Annotated in this window: 11 protein-coding genes, 2 tRNA genes and 3 rRNA genes; 6 read left to right on the forward strand and 10 right to left on the reverse strand. The window is 33.0% G+C overall.

Features of this window, described 5'->3' with window-relative positions:
* Positions 1-4 precede the first annotated feature (4 nt).
* Together ACAN_RS13650 and moaC are read right to left on the reverse strand one after the other, a co-directional pair.
* Positions 5-268, reverse strand: coding sequence for an HP0495 family protein (locus ACAN_RS13650; protein WP_099334499.1), 264 nt, complete (start codon positions 266-268; stop codon positions 5-7).
* Between the two features lie 12 nt (positions 269-280).
* Entirely contained in the window at positions 281-760 is a 480-nt protein-coding gene (gene moaC / locus ACAN_RS13655; protein WP_099334498.1) for a cyclic pyranopterin monophosphate synthase MoaC, read from the reverse strand.
* Positions 761-875: 115 nt separating this feature from the next.
* On the opposite strand from moaC, the gene rpsU reads away from it, so the two are divergent.
* The gene (rpsU, locus tag ACAN_RS13660; RefSeq protein ID WP_071628030.1) at positions 876-1,088 is read left to right on the forward strand and encodes a 30S ribosomal protein S21; all 213 of its coding nucleotides are present in this window, start codon (positions 876-878) and stop codon (positions 1,086-1,088) included.
* 50 nt (positions 1,089-1,138) lie between these two features.
* Here the strand turns inward: rpsU and ACAN_RS13665 are convergent, their stop codons facing one another.
* The gene (locus ACAN_RS13665; RefSeq protein WP_099334497.1) at positions 1,139-2,575 is read right to left on the reverse strand and encodes an SLC13 family permease; all 1,437 of its coding nucleotides are present in this window, start codon (positions 2,573-2,575) and stop codon (positions 1,139-1,141) included.
* Positions 2,576-2,709: 134 nt separating this feature from the next.
* Between ACAN_RS13665 and ACAN_RS13670 the strand changes: the two genes are divergently transcribed.
* Positions 2,710-3,828: an AI-2E family transporter gene (locus ACAN_RS13670; protein WP_099334496.1), complete on the forward strand. Its 1,119-nt coding sequence runs from the start codon at positions 2,710-2,712 to the stop codon at positions 3,826-3,828.
* Here ACAN_RS13670 and ACAN_RS13675 read toward each other — a convergent pair.
* The 6 genes from ACAN_RS13675 to ACAN_RS13700 form a co-directional block, all read right to left on the reverse strand.
* On the reverse strand, positions 3,818-5,800 hold the full coding sequence (locus ACAN_RS13675; protein ID WP_165773064.1) for a site-specific recombinase: 1,983 nt from the start codon (positions 5,798-5,800) through the stop codon (positions 3,818-3,820). The two genes, ACAN_RS13670 and ACAN_RS13675, sit on opposite strands and share 11 nt — an antisense overlap.
* Positions 5,801-5,969: 169 nt before the next feature.
* A 5S ribosomal RNA gene (gene rrf, locus ACAN_RS13680) occupies positions 5,970-6,085 on the reverse strand.
* 117 nt (positions 6,086-6,202) lie between these two features.
* Positions 6,203-9,124 (reverse strand): 23S ribosomal RNA (locus ACAN_RS13685).
* A 236-nt stretch (positions 9,125-9,360) separates the two neighbouring features.
* A tRNA-Ala gene (locus tag ACAN_RS13690) sits at positions 9,361-9,436 on the reverse strand.
* A gap of 36 nt (positions 9,437-9,472) precedes the next feature.
* Positions 9,473-9,549: transfer RNA gene (locus ACAN_RS13695), tRNA-Ile, on the reverse strand.
* Positions 9,550-9,634: 85 nt separating this feature from the next.
* Positions 9,635-11,149, reverse strand: a 16S ribosomal RNA gene (locus ACAN_RS13700).
* Together the 16S, 23S and 5S rRNA genes with 2 tRNA genes alongside form the textbook arrangement of a ribosomal RNA operon.
* A gap of 506 nt (positions 11,150-11,655) precedes the next feature.
* Between ACAN_RS13700 and ACAN_RS13705 the strand changes: the two genes are divergently transcribed.
* Both ACAN_RS13705 and ACAN_RS13710 read left to right on the forward strand, forming a co-directional pair.
* Positions 11,656-12,351 carry a Bax inhibitor-1/YccA family protein gene (locus tag ACAN_RS13705; protein ID WP_099334904.1) on the forward strand — a complete coding sequence of 232 codons (696 nt, stop codon included), beginning with the start codon at positions 11,656-11,658 and terminating at the stop codon, positions 12,349-12,351.
* A gap of 50 nt (positions 12,352-12,401) precedes the next feature.
* On the forward strand, positions 12,402-12,806 hold the full coding sequence (locus ACAN_RS13710) for a thiamine-phosphate pyrophosphorylase (RefSeq protein WP_099334903.1): 405 nt from the start codon (positions 12,402-12,404) through the stop codon (positions 12,804-12,806).
* Here ACAN_RS13710 and ACAN_RS13715 read toward each other — a convergent pair.
* The gene (locus tag ACAN_RS13715; RefSeq protein WP_099334902.1) at positions 12,758-13,450 is read right to left on the reverse strand and encodes a methyltransferase; all 693 of its coding nucleotides are present in this window, start codon (positions 13,448-13,450) and stop codon (positions 12,758-12,760) included. The two genes, ACAN_RS13710 and ACAN_RS13715, sit on opposite strands and share 49 nt — an antisense overlap.
* Before the next feature lie 110 nt (positions 13,451-13,560).
* On the opposite strand from ACAN_RS13715, the gene secG reads away from it, so the two are divergent.
* Positions 13,561-13,908, forward strand: coding sequence for a preprotein translocase subunit SecG (secG, locus tag ACAN_RS13720; RefSeq protein ID WP_079580364.1), 348 nt, complete (start codon positions 13,561-13,563; stop codon positions 13,906-13,908).
* Positions 13,909-13,925: 17 nt separating this feature from the next.
* A complete protein-coding gene (locus tag ACAN_RS13725) occupies positions 13,926-14,870 on the forward strand; it encodes a polysaccharide deacetylase family protein (RefSeq protein WP_099334901.1) in 945 nt (314 codons plus the stop codon).
* The last annotated feature ends 11 nt before the right edge of the window (positions 14,871-14,881 follow it).

Raw genomic sequence — 14,881 nt, forward strand, 5'->3', positions numbered from 1 at the left:
ATAATTACACTATCATTTTTATATGTTTATGTTCACCTAAAAGTCTATAAAGTTCTTTTCTATCATCTTCATTGTGAACTAATAACTCAAGAGCATAGCTTTTGTATTTACCCTTGCTACTAACTTTTGATTGTTTTACACTATGCTCTCTATCTTGCAAAACATCTTGCATAATTTCTTTGATATCTTTATCGTGATGACATACTAATTTATATATCCAATTACACGGATAGTTAAGCTTTAATGTCTCTTTACTTAAATCAATCAAATGTATCTCCTATTATAAATTATCTCTTTCAAAAACACCACTTTTACCACCACTTTTATGTTCAAGTTGTACATTTGAAATAATCATTGATTTATCAATAGCTTTTACCATATCATAAATAGTTAATAAGCCTACACTAACACCTGTTAAAGCTTCCATCTCAACACCTGTTTGACCTGTAAGCTTTGCTGTTACATATAATTTAAATCCAGGTAATGTTGGAACTTCTTCAATATCACAATTTATTCCACTTAAAAGTAAAGGATGACACATAGGAATTAAATCCGATGTCTTCTTTACTCCTTGAATAGCTGCAACTACTGCAGTTTGTAATACTGGACCTTTTTTTGTACTATTTTGTATTATTGCATCAAAAGCTTCTTGACTCATAGAAATTTGTCCAGAAGCAATAGCAACTCTTGTAGTATCATTTTTATTTGATACATCTACCATTTTAGGTCTATTTTTATCATCTAAATGTGTTAAGTTCAAAATATTAGCCTCTTTTTTTTAATTTACGATTATATCTTAAATTAATTAAATAGGAATTAAGTAAACTTTAAATATAATCACGGTTCAAAATTTAAAAAGAAAGTGGGTGATTTTAGTGCCAGGCATTAAAGTTAAAGATAGTGAATCATTTGACGAAGCATACAGAAGGTTTAAGAAACAATGTGATAGAAATCTTATTGTTACTGAAACTAGAGCTAGAAGATTTTTTGAACCAATGACAGAGATCAGAAAAAAACAAAAAATTAACGCTAGAAAGAAAATGCTTAAGAGATTATACATGCTTAGAAGATACGAATCTAGACTGTAGTATTTCGCTATTTCCAAATAAAAAGGTCAGTTATTTTAACTGGCCTTTTTTTATGCATAAAAACTAAGTAAAGATAATATAAAAACTGGTCCTACAATAGCAGCAACTAAGCCTATAAACATAAAATCTTTTGCATTTAATTTTCCAGTTGAAAAAGCTATGGCATTTGGTGGAGTTGATACTGGAAGTACCATAGCACAAGAAGCACATAATGCAACTGAAATAACCACATAAGATACTATACTTTCTCCCATTGAACTAACTAAAGCCACAATCAATGGAAGCATAATATTTGTTGCAGCTGTGTTACTCATAAAATTAGAAACCCAAATTACTATCATTGAGAATAAACAAACAATTAAAAAAAGATTTAAATTTTGTAAATTTATTTGCAATCCTAGCCATTCATCAAGCCCAGTTTTAACTACACCAGAGCCCAAGGCTAATCCACCAATAATTAAAATAATCACATCCCAACGAATCTCTTTAATATCATCACTTGTGATAATTCCAAAAATAGTAAAAATCACAATTGGGAACAAAGCAACAACAGTAGTAGGAACAAGATGTAAAGGACCAGTTAACCATAATAAAATTGTAATTATAAATACTAAAATTACTAAGCTTTTTTTCCAACTAGGGATTGTTGGTATTTTAGAAAAATCTGTTGTAGAGTCATCATAATGAGGTATTTTTTTTATTTTATCGATATTAATTATTTTTTCTGTTGATGTATACTTTTTCAAAATCACCCACCTAAGAATCAAAAGAATTAATATCCCAGGAGGCAAAGCCATAATCATCCATTCTAAAAAGGATGGTGCATTATCACCTAATATACCAACAGCAATTGCATTTGGAGGTGTACCTATAATCGTGCCCATACCTCCAAGATTTGCTGCAACTACAACAGCTAATATAATTCCTTTTTGAAAAGGATTACTCTCTTTCATATTTTTTAGTATTGGTACAAGCATAGTCATCATCATAGCTGCTGTTGCAGTGTTTGAAATAAACATAGATAAAACAAATGTAGTAAGCATCAATCCTGTTAATATATTATTAGGAGAGTTACCAAAGAAAAATAATACTTTTTTTGCAAGCCACAAATCAAGTTTTGTTTTACTTGCTGCAATTGCTAAAATAAATCCAGCCAAAAATAAAAATATTAAAGGTGAAGACCAAGGTTTTAAATAATACAACCACTCTTTTGAATTAGAATCAAAATTTAAATCAGGATATCCTAATAAAAGTATTTCTAAAGCTATAATCAAAAAAGATACTGCAAATGATGGTATTGCTCCTGTCATCCATAAAAAAGCGGAAAAAGACAAGATAAATAGCATTGAACATGCTTCACTACTTAATGCTTCATATGAGGGGACATAAGCTATTAAAAATGACAATACAAAAGATATAAAAAATCTACTGACTGCATGTTTAATTGAAAAATTAATTTTACGAAGTTGGAACTGTTTGCCTAACATATATTTATAATCCTTAAAATGTAAAAAAAGATTATATAATATAAAGCTTATAAAAATGTAATAATTAAATAAATTAAAACTAAATCTTTATAAGATAAAAAAAATTGTAGCTATTAAGCTAATTTAAGAGACATATGTATATACTAAAAGAAAAACTAATGGATAGATTTATGATATCAAAAAACTTTATATTATTTGGATTAATTGCAAGCTTCTTTTTCATTGGATATATTTTTCAAAACTATTTAATGGGAATTGTAGTTGGAGGAATCTTGGCAATTGCTACACGCCCTATTTATGATATGCTAATGAAAAAGTTAAATCTTAGTTATAAAAAAAGTCTAATCTCGATTTTTTTAACATTGTGCTTATTCTTATTTGTATTTTTACCTCTTATTTACTTTGTAGGGCTTTCATATCAATTTATTCCTAGTATTAATGCAGATCAATCTATGCAATATATAAAAAATCTAGTTGGATATTTAAAAAGCCTTCCTGAACCCTTTGATATTTTTCAAGAATCTATCAATGCATTATTAGGTGAGTTTGACATATTAAATGTAGATATAACCATGGTTAAATCACTTTTAAATAATATTGCTCAGTTTTTTTGGAAAATCAATGGCATAATATATCAATTCTTTTTGATTTTATTTTTTTATTTTCTTTTTAATATTTATGGATATAAACTTTTTATATTAGTAACTAAATTACTTCCAATGATAAAAGAGTTCAAAAGAACACTATTTGACGAATTAAGCAATACAATTTCATCAGTATTTTTTGGAACAATATTTAGTATGATTACACAAGGTATAGCATTTGGATTATTTTTATACATGACTACAGATTATGATGCTTTTTACTTTGGTATGGCAGCTGGTTTTATGACAGCTATACCTATTGTAGGAACATATTTAATTGCTTTTCCTATTGCAATTGTTGAGTTACTTAATCAAAACTATCTTTTTTCAATTATAATTGTTTTATTTACAATAATTATTATGTCTGGACTAATTGATAATCTTTTACGCCTTGTTTTTATGAAGTATATTAATAAAAAGTTTTCATTACACTACTCATTAACTGAACTATTTATATTATTAGCAATGCTTGCTGGTATTGGTGTATTTGGAGGATGGGGGATTATTATTGCTCCTGCAATCTTAAGCCTTTGTGTGGGATTAATAAATATCTATTTAAAGTCACATATCTCAAATACTTTTTATAAAGACAAAAAACTCAGGACTTAGTTTTTTTGTCTTTAATAGGAAAAATCAAATGGTGTGGTTTTTTAAGTATTTCAATAAGTAGTAACTTTAAAAAAGAGAATAAATTACCAAAATATGCCTCTCTTGAAAGTAAAGATACTTTTAAAGCCAAAGAAAAACTAATAGTTAAATTTACAAATCCAATCATTAGTACACAAATAAAATAGAATAAAAACTCACCTATTGAAATATCAATATGCATTGAAGCATATCCTAAATATGCAGTAGAAAAAGCCACATGACGAATATCTAATGGTAAATTTAATAAATAACCAAGAAAAGGTGTAACTCCTAAAAGAACACCAAAGAAAAAGTTTCCTACTATTGCACCATGGTGATCATGTAAATAATTAGCAAATCTTTCTCTTATCTCTTTTTTTAGTAATTTTTTAAGTAAAGGGTGATGATAATACCTAGATTTTAGCTCCAATAAATCAGCACGATTATCAAAATATCCAGAAATTAATCCTGAACAAAAAAGCCAAACTCCAGCAATTGCAGCAAAGAAAAAAGCAGAAAAAGGTTTTAAACCATCTAAGTAGTACTCAACCTCACTTGTATTTAAAATCACACTATTATTACTAATAAAATAAAAAGATAAAAGAAATGCTAACAATAGAGCAAAAGTTACATTTCCAGCCACTGCTGCAAACTGTGAACGAATTACTTGAAAAGTAAGTAATATAAGTTTCTTTTGATTTGCCTTTCTTCCATCATCTTTATCAATAGCTTCTGCAAAAGTGGATGCAGTCATTGCAGGTTGCTTTGTTGCAACAGTAAAGCCAAATAAATGTATAATCACAAATCCAAAACCATAATTTAAACTTGCAAAGAGTGTTTCCATACCATAAGAGAAATTACTTTGCATAATGTTTATTTTAATTAATGCCATTATTGCAATAATAATTCCAGCACCACTTGCATTTAAAAACATTTTTATATAATCTTTAACATTACTTGCAATATAATGCTCTCCATGCTCACTTGTATTATTTGTAATACTTTTTGATATAATCTTAATACTTTGTTCATAAAGCTCATATAATGAGTTTTTTGTTGCATTTTTTCGTATAGACTCTTTAAATAATTCTACCAAAGAGATGTGAAACTTTTTTGTATCAAAACTTTTTATTAAACCTAAAATATAATCCAGTCTTTTTATTATTTGTGTTAATCTTTCCAATTCATATGTTAAATCAATTGAGATACCATGATTAATGGATTTCTTTTTAAATACCAAAACTTGTTTATTGCATTGTTCAATTAATACATCTAAATGTTCAAAGTCTTTTTTTATAGAACTTATATCAACATTATCAAGCTGTAATTTATGTATTAAATCACTTAAATCCCTTTGCAATGAAATAAAAACAGAGTCTCTATTTAAAAGTTTTTTATCTAAACGGAGAAAATTCTCATCAAACTCTTCTGATGCAATCCAAATAGATAAAATCTCTGCTGCATAAATTAGTTCCCAATAAATATGGTTTTTGAGTTTCCCAGTATACTTATGACTTATTAATATAGAAGAGAAAAACTCTGTCCATTTTTCATTATTTATTTTATCTACCCATATATAATCACTTTTTTTATTAAACAAAGTTGCAAAAATATATCTAAAATCTCCCTTTTTAGGAGGATTAGGTAAAAATTTATTATAAAATCTATTTTTTATTTCATAACTGAAGCCATTTTTAGAAAGAATGCCTAAATTAACAATATTTGTAGAGACTTTTGATTCTATTAGCAATAAATTTATTTCATTTGAAATAGATAAAGCAAGATTATCACTTTTTTTAAAAAAATCTACAATCATATCTATTTTATGTAAACTATCTTCTATTTCATTAAAATTTCTCGGTCTAATAAAATTAACAATTAAACTAAGTTTATCAACAATATCTATTTGTTTATCATTTATATTATCTAAAAGATTTAAAAAATCATTTTTCAAAAAGCAACCTCTATTATAAATTAATAATAGTATAGCAAAAAACAAATAAAGTAAAACAAGAAAAAAAGTATAAAAAAGTAAAAGTAAATAAAGTAAAGACTAAAAAAAAAGCCCATAACTAAGATAACTTAAATAAGTTAAAATAGATAAGGGCTTGTAAAAACTCAAGAGCTGGCAGAGGCCTACGTTTCCACACCTGAAAGGTGCAGTATTATCAGCGCAGAAGTGCTTGACTTCCAGGTTCGGTATGGATCTGGGTATTTCCACTTCGCTATATCCACCAGCAATATGAGTATACAATGAATTTTATTATTCACTCTATACTCATATTTTGAGTATATTAATGTTAAAGTCTCTTTGAACACAACTTTAGTAAACTTAATAAGATAGTAAACCAAGTATAATAATAAGCCGAACGATCTATTAGTACTAGTCAGCTAAACATATCTCTATGCTTACACATCTAGCCTATCAACCAGTTAGTCTTACTGGGATCTTCAGGGAAAGTTCATCTTGAAGTTGGCTTCGAGCTTAGATGCTTTCAGCTCTTATCTCATCCGTACGTAGCTACCCAACGATGCTCTTGGCAGAACAATTGGTACACCAGTGGTACGTTCATCCCGGTCCTCTCGTACTAGGGACAAATCTTCTCAACTTTCCTACGCCCACGGAAGATAGGGACCGAACTGTCTCACGACGTTCTGAACCCAGCTCGCGTACCGCTTTAAATGGCGAACAGCCATACCCTTGGGACCTGCTCCAGCCCCAGGATGCGATGAGCCGACATCGAGGTGCCAAACCTCCCCGTCGATGTGAGCTCTTGGGGGAGATCAGCCTGTTATCCCCGGCGTACCTTTTATCCTTTGAGCGATGGCCCTTCCACTCAGAACCACCGGATCACTATGACCGACTTTCGTCTCTGCTCGAGTTGTCTCTCTCACAGTCAAGCTAGTTTATGCCATTATACTCATCAGGCGATTTCCATCCGCCTTGAACTAACCTTTGTAAGCCTCCGTTACTTTTTAGGAGGCGACCGCCCCAGTCAAACTACCCACCAGACATTGTCCTGATACAAGTTTATTGTACGCAGTTAGTAACTCAAATATTCAAGGGTGGTATCTCAAGGATGGCTCATACTCTACTTGCGTCTAGTAATCAAAGCCTCCCACCTATCCTGCACATGAATATCCAAGCTACAGTGTCAAGCTGTAGTAAAGGTGCACGGGGTCTTTCCGTCTTTCCGCGGGTAGGAGGAATTTTCACCTCCACTACAATTTCACTGGATCCCTGGTTGAGACAGCTCCCATCTCGTTACGCCATTCATGCAGGTCGGTATTTAACCGACAAGGAATTTCGCTACCTTAGGACCGTTATAGTTACGGCCGCCGTTTACTCGGGCTTCGATCAAATGCTTCGCTTACGCTTACATCATCAATTAACCTTCGAGCACCGGGCAGGCGTCACACCTTATACATCCACTTACGTGTTAGCAAAGTGCTGTGTTTTTGGTAAACAGTCGGGAGGGACTCTTTGTTGCAACCTCTTAGGCTTTTGAGAGTAAATCTCTATACCAAAGTAGGCACACCTTATACCGAAGATACGGTGCTAGTTTGCAGAGTTCCTTAACCAGGGTTCTTCCACGCGCCTTAGAATACTCATCCCACCTACCTGTGTCGGTTTACGGTACGGGCAACAATTAATATACTTAGTGGCTTTTCTTGGCACGACAGTATCATCGATTCTAAACGCTCTCCGAAGAGATTGTTCAGCCTATCAGATCTCGGTCTCTTGTAATCCGGATTTACCTAAATTACAACCTACGTCCTTCGACCCACTATTCCATCAGTGAGCTCGATTAACTCTATGCGTCCCCACATCGCGCTTAATTGTTGGTATTGGAATATTAACCAATTTCCCATCGTCTACCCCTTTCGGACTCGACTTAGGACCCGACTAACCCTACGATGACGAGCATCGCGTAGGAAACCTTGGGTTTTCGGCGTTAAGGATTCTCACCTTAATTATCGCTACTCATGCCTGCATGCTCACTTCTATCCGCTCCACTGCTCCTTACCGGTACAGCTTCGACGCTGAATAGAACGCTCTCCTACCACTCATAATAAATTATGAATCTAAAGCTTCGGTGTACATCTTAGCCCCGTTATATTTTCCGCGCAGAATCACTAGACCAGTGAGCTGTTACGCTTTCTTTAAAGGATGGCTGCTTCTAAGCCAACCTCCTGGTTGTCACAGTAACTCCACATCGTTTTCCACTTAGATGTAACTTTGGGACCTTAGCTGTTAGTCTGGGTTGTTCCCCTCTCGACATAGGATTTTATCACCCTACGCCTGACTCCCTAGCTTACACATGTAGTATTCGAAGTTTGATAGGGTTTGGTACCGCGGTAAGCAGCCCTAGCCCATTCAGTGCTCTACCCCTACATGCTACTACTAGAGGCTATACCTAAATATATTTCGGAGAGAACCAGCTATCACGAAGTTTGATTGGCCTTTCACCCCTATCCACAGGTCATCCGGGGGCTTTTCAACGCCCATCGGTTCGGTCCTCCACTGGCTCTTACACCAGCTTCAACCTGCCCATGGATAGATCACTTCGTTTCGGGTCTGCAGCATCTGACTAATTCGCCTTTTAAGACTCGCTTTCGCTACGGCTTCGTACTTGACTTAACCTTGCCAGATACCACAACTCGCAGGCTCATTATGCAAAAGGCAGTCCATCACCCTGTGAATAAATTCACATAGGGCTCTGAATGATTGTAAGCTAATGGTTTCAGGTTCTATTTCACTCTCCTCGCTGGAGTACTTTTCACCTTTCCCTCACGGTACTTGTTCACTATCGATCTGTAAGTAGTATTTAGGGTTGGAGGGTGGTCCCCCCGGATTCAGACAAAATATCACGTGTTCCGTCCTACTCAGGATACCATTAGAGCTATTGATAATTTCGTATACAGGAGTTTCACCCTCTTTGCTATACCTTTCCAGATATTTCTACTATTATCTTTAGTCTCATATTATGGTCCTTCAACCCCCTATGCAAGCATAGGGTTTGCCCTTCTCCCATTTCGCTCGCCGCTACTTTGGGAATCTCTTTTGATTTCTCTTCCTATGGTTACTGAGATGTTTCACTTCACCACGTTAGCCCCCATTTCTGGGTAATATATATCTCTATATATTGGGTTGTCCCATTCGGATATTCACGAATCAATGCTTCTTGACAGCTCCTCGTGACTTTTCGCAGTCTAGTACGTCCTTCTTCGCCTCTTACAGTCTAGGCATCCACCATTAGCCCTTAATAGCTTATTTTTTTAATTAGATCTTACTCTAACCTTTTTTGATAATTATTCCTTGGCTACTATCTTATTAAATTTAATAAAATAGTTGTGTTCTTCTTTTCTTTCTTGAAATTGCTTTCTTTTCTTAGAAAAATTTTTGACTTTAACATTATATTTTTAAATAACTTCTTTAATCTTCTCATCTCTGAAAAAATTAAATATAAATCCAATATTTATTGAACTTATATTTAACTTCTTCTTGTTTGTTGGTGGAGAATAGCGGGATCGAACCGCTGACCTCCTGCGTGCAAGGCAGGCGCTCTCCCAGCTGAGCTAATTCCCCAACTTTTTAATCTCTTCTTTTAAGATTATTTAATCATGGTGGGCCTACCAGGACTTGAACCTGGGACCTCACGATTATCAGTCGAGCGCTCTAGCCAGCTGAGCTATAGGCCCTCTCACCTATCTTTTAAATAACCTTTATAAACTGAATATATATTGACTTTGATTAAGAGTTTTGACTCTCTTAATCTTTTCTCTGAAAGGAGGTGATCCAACCGCAGGTTCTCCTACGGTTACCTTGTTACGACTTCACCCCAGTCGCTAATTCCACTGTGGAGGGTAGCTATCTTAGCATCCCCGCTTCGAGTGAAATCAACTCCCATGGTGTGACGGGCGGTGAGTACAAGACCCGGGAACGTATTCACCGTAGCATTGCTGATCTACGATTACTAGCGATTCCAACTTCATGTAGTCGAGTTGCAGACTACAATCCGAACTGGGAGGTATTTTTTAGATTTGCTCCACATCACTGTATCGCTGCTCTTTGTATACCCCATTGTAGCACGTGTGTAGCCCTGGTCGTAAGGGCCATGATGACTTGACGTCGTCCTCACCTTCCTCCTACTTGCGTAGGCAGTCTCATTAGAGTTCTCACCCGAAGTGTTAGCAACTAATGACGAGGGTTGCGCTCGTTGCGGGACTTAACCCAACATCTCACGACACGAGCTGACGACAGCCGTGCAGCACCTGTATATAAGTTTCTGCAAGCAGACACCCATCTATCTCTAAATGGTTCTTACTATGTCAAGACCAGGTAAGGTTCTTCGCGTATCGTCGAATTAAACCACATGCTCCACCGCTTGTGCGGGTCCCCGTCTATTCCTTTGAGTTTTAATCTTGCGACCGTACTCCCCAGGCGGTACACTTAATGTGTTAACTGCATTACTGCTATGTCGAGCATAGCAACAACTAGTGTACATCGTTTAGGGCGTGGACTACCAGGGTATCTAATCCTGTTTGCTCCCCACGCTTTCGCGTCTCAGCGTCAGTTATGTTCCAGTAGATCGCCTTCGCAATCGGTATTCCTTCTGATCTCTACGGATTTTACCCCTACACCAGAAATTCCATCTACCTCTCCCATACTCTAGATAGACAGTTTCAAAAGCAGTTCAATAGTTAAGCTATTGGATTTCACTTCTGACTTATCTATCCGCCTACACGCTCTTTACGCCCAGTGATTCCGAGTAACGCTTGCACCCTCCGTATTACCGCGGCTGCTGGCACGGAGTTAGCCGGTGCTTATTCATATAATACCGTCATTATCTTCTTATATAAAAGGAGTTTACGCACCGAAATGTGTCATCCTCCACGCGGCGTTGCTGCATCAGGGTTTCCCCCATTGTGCAATATTCCCCACTGCTGCCTCCCGTAGGAGTCTGGACCGTGTCTCAGTTCCAGTGTGACTGATCATCCTCTCAAACCAGTTAAGCGTCATTGACTTGGTGAGCTATTACCTCACCAACTATCTGATACTGTACAGGCCGATCTTCAAGCTATAAATATTTCCCTTGCATACTTTCGCATTAAAGGCATATGGGGTTTTAGCAGACGTTTCCATCTGTTATCCCCCTCTTGAAGGCACGTTACCTATATATTACTCACCCGTGCGCCACTTAGCTGACAGATTAGCAAGCTAATCCCGTTCTCGTTCGACTTGCATGTGTTAAGCACGCCGCCAGCGTTCACTCTGAGCCAGGATCAAACTCTCCATAAAGTGTTTGTTCTCTGACTAATTATGTATTTCTATACAAAATTAATTACTCATTGTTTTATCATACTTTATGTATGATATTATAGACGAAGAATTTGTATTCTTCTTATTTTTTTGTCATATATATATTCAGTTTATAAAAGTTACTTCTCTTACAAACTTACTTTGTGTTAAAGAACTCAATCTCATCTTTAGCTCTCAATCTCTTGTTTGCCTCAGCGAATTTGGACGGGAATTATAGACAAATCTTGCCCCTTTGTCAAGGGTTCAAACTTAATGCAGGCTTAAATTTTGGAAAATACTTTCTTCTTTACTCTCTTCTCTATATTTTATGGGGTTTTTTATAATAAATTAATTCTATTTGTATTTAATTGTTAATATTTCATTTACATTTATTATGTATTATATCAATAGTGTAATGTAATAGTATGTTACTTAAAGATAATATTAAGCATAACATATTAGAATTTCATTACTATATAATATAAGAATTAAACAAAGGATTAAAGATGTATAATAGAGATTATCTAGAACAATCTCAAAAAAATACAGCTCAAGACTCATCAAGAGTTGAGATTATGAGCTTTTTAAAAGCTACATATCAATTATTTGCGGGATCACTTTTAGCAGCAACTGCTGGAGCATATATTGGACTTGATATAGTTTCAATAATTGCAGGACCAGTTATGTGGATATTATTTGCAATTGAATTAGGATTAATATTCTTTGTTATTCCTAGAGTTAAACACACACCAGGTGTAAACTTAGCAGTATTATTTGCATTTACATTTATTACTGGGTTAACAATTGCTCCATTATTGTCTGCAATATTTGCAATGCCAGGTGGTGCATCAATTGTTGGTCAAGCATTTTTAATGACAGCTGTAGCTTTTGGTGGGATTTCAATGTTTGCAATGACAACAAGAAGAGATTTCTCTTCAATAGGTAAATTTTTATTTATTGCATTAATTATAATGATTGTTGCTGGTATTTCAAATATCTTCATTCAATCATCAATGTTTCAATTAGTAATTGCAAGTGCAGGAGCACTTCTTTTCTCAGCTTTCATTCTTTATGATACACAAAATATCATAAGAGGTGGATATGATTCACCTGTTGAAGCTGCATTGTCACTATATTTAGATTTCTTTAATCTGTTTATATCTTTACTACAGATTTTAGGTATTATGAATAGTGATGACTAAATAATACTAACTCCTTTTGGAGTTAGTATTTCACTACTATAATATAAACTATGAAAAAAAATAACTTAAGACTTATTGATGCTAATTTAAATAGATTAAGAGAGGGTATTAGAGTTGTAGAAGATATCTTTCGATATATCTATGATGATAAAATAACTGCTTCTAAATTAAAAGAGTTAAGACATCAAAGTAGAATTGATAATTACAAAGATTTACTTCAATCTCGTGATATTAAAAATGATGTTTTAAAAAAATCAACAAACAGTGAACAAAATAGAAAGAATCTAGAATCAATACTTATTGCAAATTTTAAGCGTGCACAAGAGAGCGCTAGAGTATTAGAAGAGTTTTGTAAACTAACTTCTAGTAAAGATAGTGAAAATTTTAAATATATTAGATATGAACTTTATGATTTAGAGATTGTTCTAACAAATATTACTTCAAACTCTAAATAGTTTAAATTATACTCTTTATATAGTTTTTTTGCATCTTTAAAGTTTAAAGAACTATCTCCACTTACTCCTGAGTTTTTAATATAATCAAACATCTCTTTTTTATTATCAAACTCTAAATTATAAGTATATTTCTCAAATTCACAATCAAAACTATTTAAAAATGCTTTTTTTATACTATCTTCATTTAATATTGGTGATTTTTTATTTGTTATATTTTGAATACTTTTAAATGTATTTGAAGTAAAAAGTACTGCATTTATACTATTTGTAGATTCTGCAAGTTTTGATACAAGCTTTGGTAGATTTTTTGACCATTGTAAAGCAGATGCAGATACAACTGTATCAAACTTTTGATTTTCTAAAAAATCAAAAAATTCATCACTATCAAAATCAAAACACTCAACTTTTACTTTTTTATTTCGTGGATGAAGCTTGCACATTGAAGAAGCAAAATCAATTGCACAGTAAAAATCCACTTCCCAATCAATATTTTTGTAAACTTGTCCTGAACCACAACCTAACTCTAAAATAGTTTTAGGCATACTGTTTATATCTCTAATTAATGCTTTTGCAATGATTTGTTGAATAATATTATTGTTATTGTAATTTTTTGCATGTTTTGTAAATTCATTTTGTACAGACATATAAAATTTTATCTCTTTTAAAGTTTATTATTTAGATTTTTTTGCATTTTAGCTATATCTTAATAAGTTTTAGATAAAATAAACAGCATTTTTAAAAAAGGACAACAAATATGACCTCTACACTATTAATAGTTCAATTTGTATTAGCTATTATATTAACAATAACAATTTTACTTCAAAAAAGCTCTAGTATTGGACTTGGTGCTTATAGTGGAAGTAACGATTCACTATTTGGTGCAAAAGGACCTGGTAGTTTTTTATCAAAAGCCACAATGGCAATAGGATTAATTTTTGTTATTAATACCTTAGTTCTTGGGTATATGTACAATGAACAAAGAAATAAAAGTGCTATTGATAATGTAAAAATCAACACTTTAATTCCTAACAAACCAGAACAAAAAAATGAACAGTCAGCACCAGCTGCACCTACTGCACCTAGTGTTCCTGCAACTAAATAAAAATAAGAAGTAGAAGTATGAAATATCTACTACTTCTTATAATGTCTTACTACTATTTAAGTGCTAACGCACATGTATTCGTTTATCATAGATTTGGTGATAGTAAACATGCAAGTACAAATACAACACTTAAAGAACTAGAAAAAGAGTTTACGTATTTTAAAGACAATGGGTATGAAGTTGTAAAACTATCACAAATTATTGAAAAAGTTAAAAATAAAGAGAAAATACCAGATAACTGGGTAGCATTAACTATTGATGACTCTTATAAAAGTTTTTATGAAAATGGTTTGCCAATTTTCAAAAAATACAACTATCCATTTTCTTTATATGTATATGTTGAAGCAACAAAGAAAGGCTATGGAGATTTTATGACTTGGGATGAGTTAAAAGATGCTTCTAAATACGGAGAAATTGGTTTACACTCTTATTCTCATCCACATCTTACTAAGATTTCAAAGCAAGAAGTTTATAATGATACAAAAAAATCTTTTGAAGTATTTGAAAAAAAACTAGGATTTAAACCTAAATCATATGCATATCCTTATGGAGAATATAATGAGCAAATCAAAAATATATTAAAAGAGTTTAATTTTGATTATATATTAAATCAAAGCATAGGAACTGTAAATAAAAACTCTGATATTTTTGACATAAATAGAATAGCTCTTGTGGGTAAAGTTAACTTAGAACAAAAATTAAGATATAAAACTTTAGAAGCTCAATGGCTAAAGCCATTAAAATATCCTAAAGATGGTGTGCTTAAAAGAGTTCATGCAAAAGTTGATTCAAAAATAAAAACAATAAAACTATATATTACTGGTTTTGGATGGCAAGATGTAAAAGTAAATGATGGTATAATTGATATAAAATTAGACCTTAAGTTAAAAAATCCAAGGACTAGAATAATACTAAGTCCTGATTACTTTACAGTTGCAAATAAAATCATAATAAAAAATTAATATTTAAAAGG

It is taken from the genome of Malaciobacter canalis (genome assembly GCF_008000835.1).
Lineage (GTDB): Bacteria > Campylobacterota > Campylobacteria > Campylobacterales > Arcobacteraceae > Malaciobacter > Malaciobacter canalis.

What these genes read in the sequence shown, in the direction of transcription:
- ACAN_RS13725 (WP_099334901.1), top strand. Translation starts at nt 13,926, where the DNA reads ATGAAATATCTACTACTTCTTATAATGTCTTACTACTATTTAAGTGCT.
- ACAN_RS13665 (WP_099334497.1), bottom strand. Translation starts at nt 2,575, where the DNA reads ATGTTAGGCAAACAGTTCCAACTTCGTAAAATTAATTTTTCAATTAAA.
- secG (WP_079580364.1), top strand. Translation starts at nt 13,561, where the DNA reads ATGACCTCTACACTATTAATAGTTCAATTTGTATTAGCTATTATATTA.
- ACAN_RS13705 (WP_099334904.1), top strand. Translation starts at nt 11,656, where the DNA reads ATGTATAATAGAGATTATCTAGAACAATCTCAAAAAAATACAGCTCAA.
- ACAN_RS13715 (WP_099334902.1), bottom strand. Translation starts at nt 13,450, where the DNA reads ATGTCTGTACAAAATGAATTTACAAAACATGCAAAAAATTACAATAAC.
- ACAN_RS13670 (WP_099334496.1), top strand. Translation starts at nt 2,710, where the DNA reads ATGTATATACTAAAAGAAAAACTAATGGATAGATTTATGATATCAAAA.
- ACAN_RS13710 (WP_099334903.1), top strand. Translation starts at nt 12,402, where the DNA reads ATGAAAAAAAATAACTTAAGACTTATTGATGCTAATTTAAATAGATTA.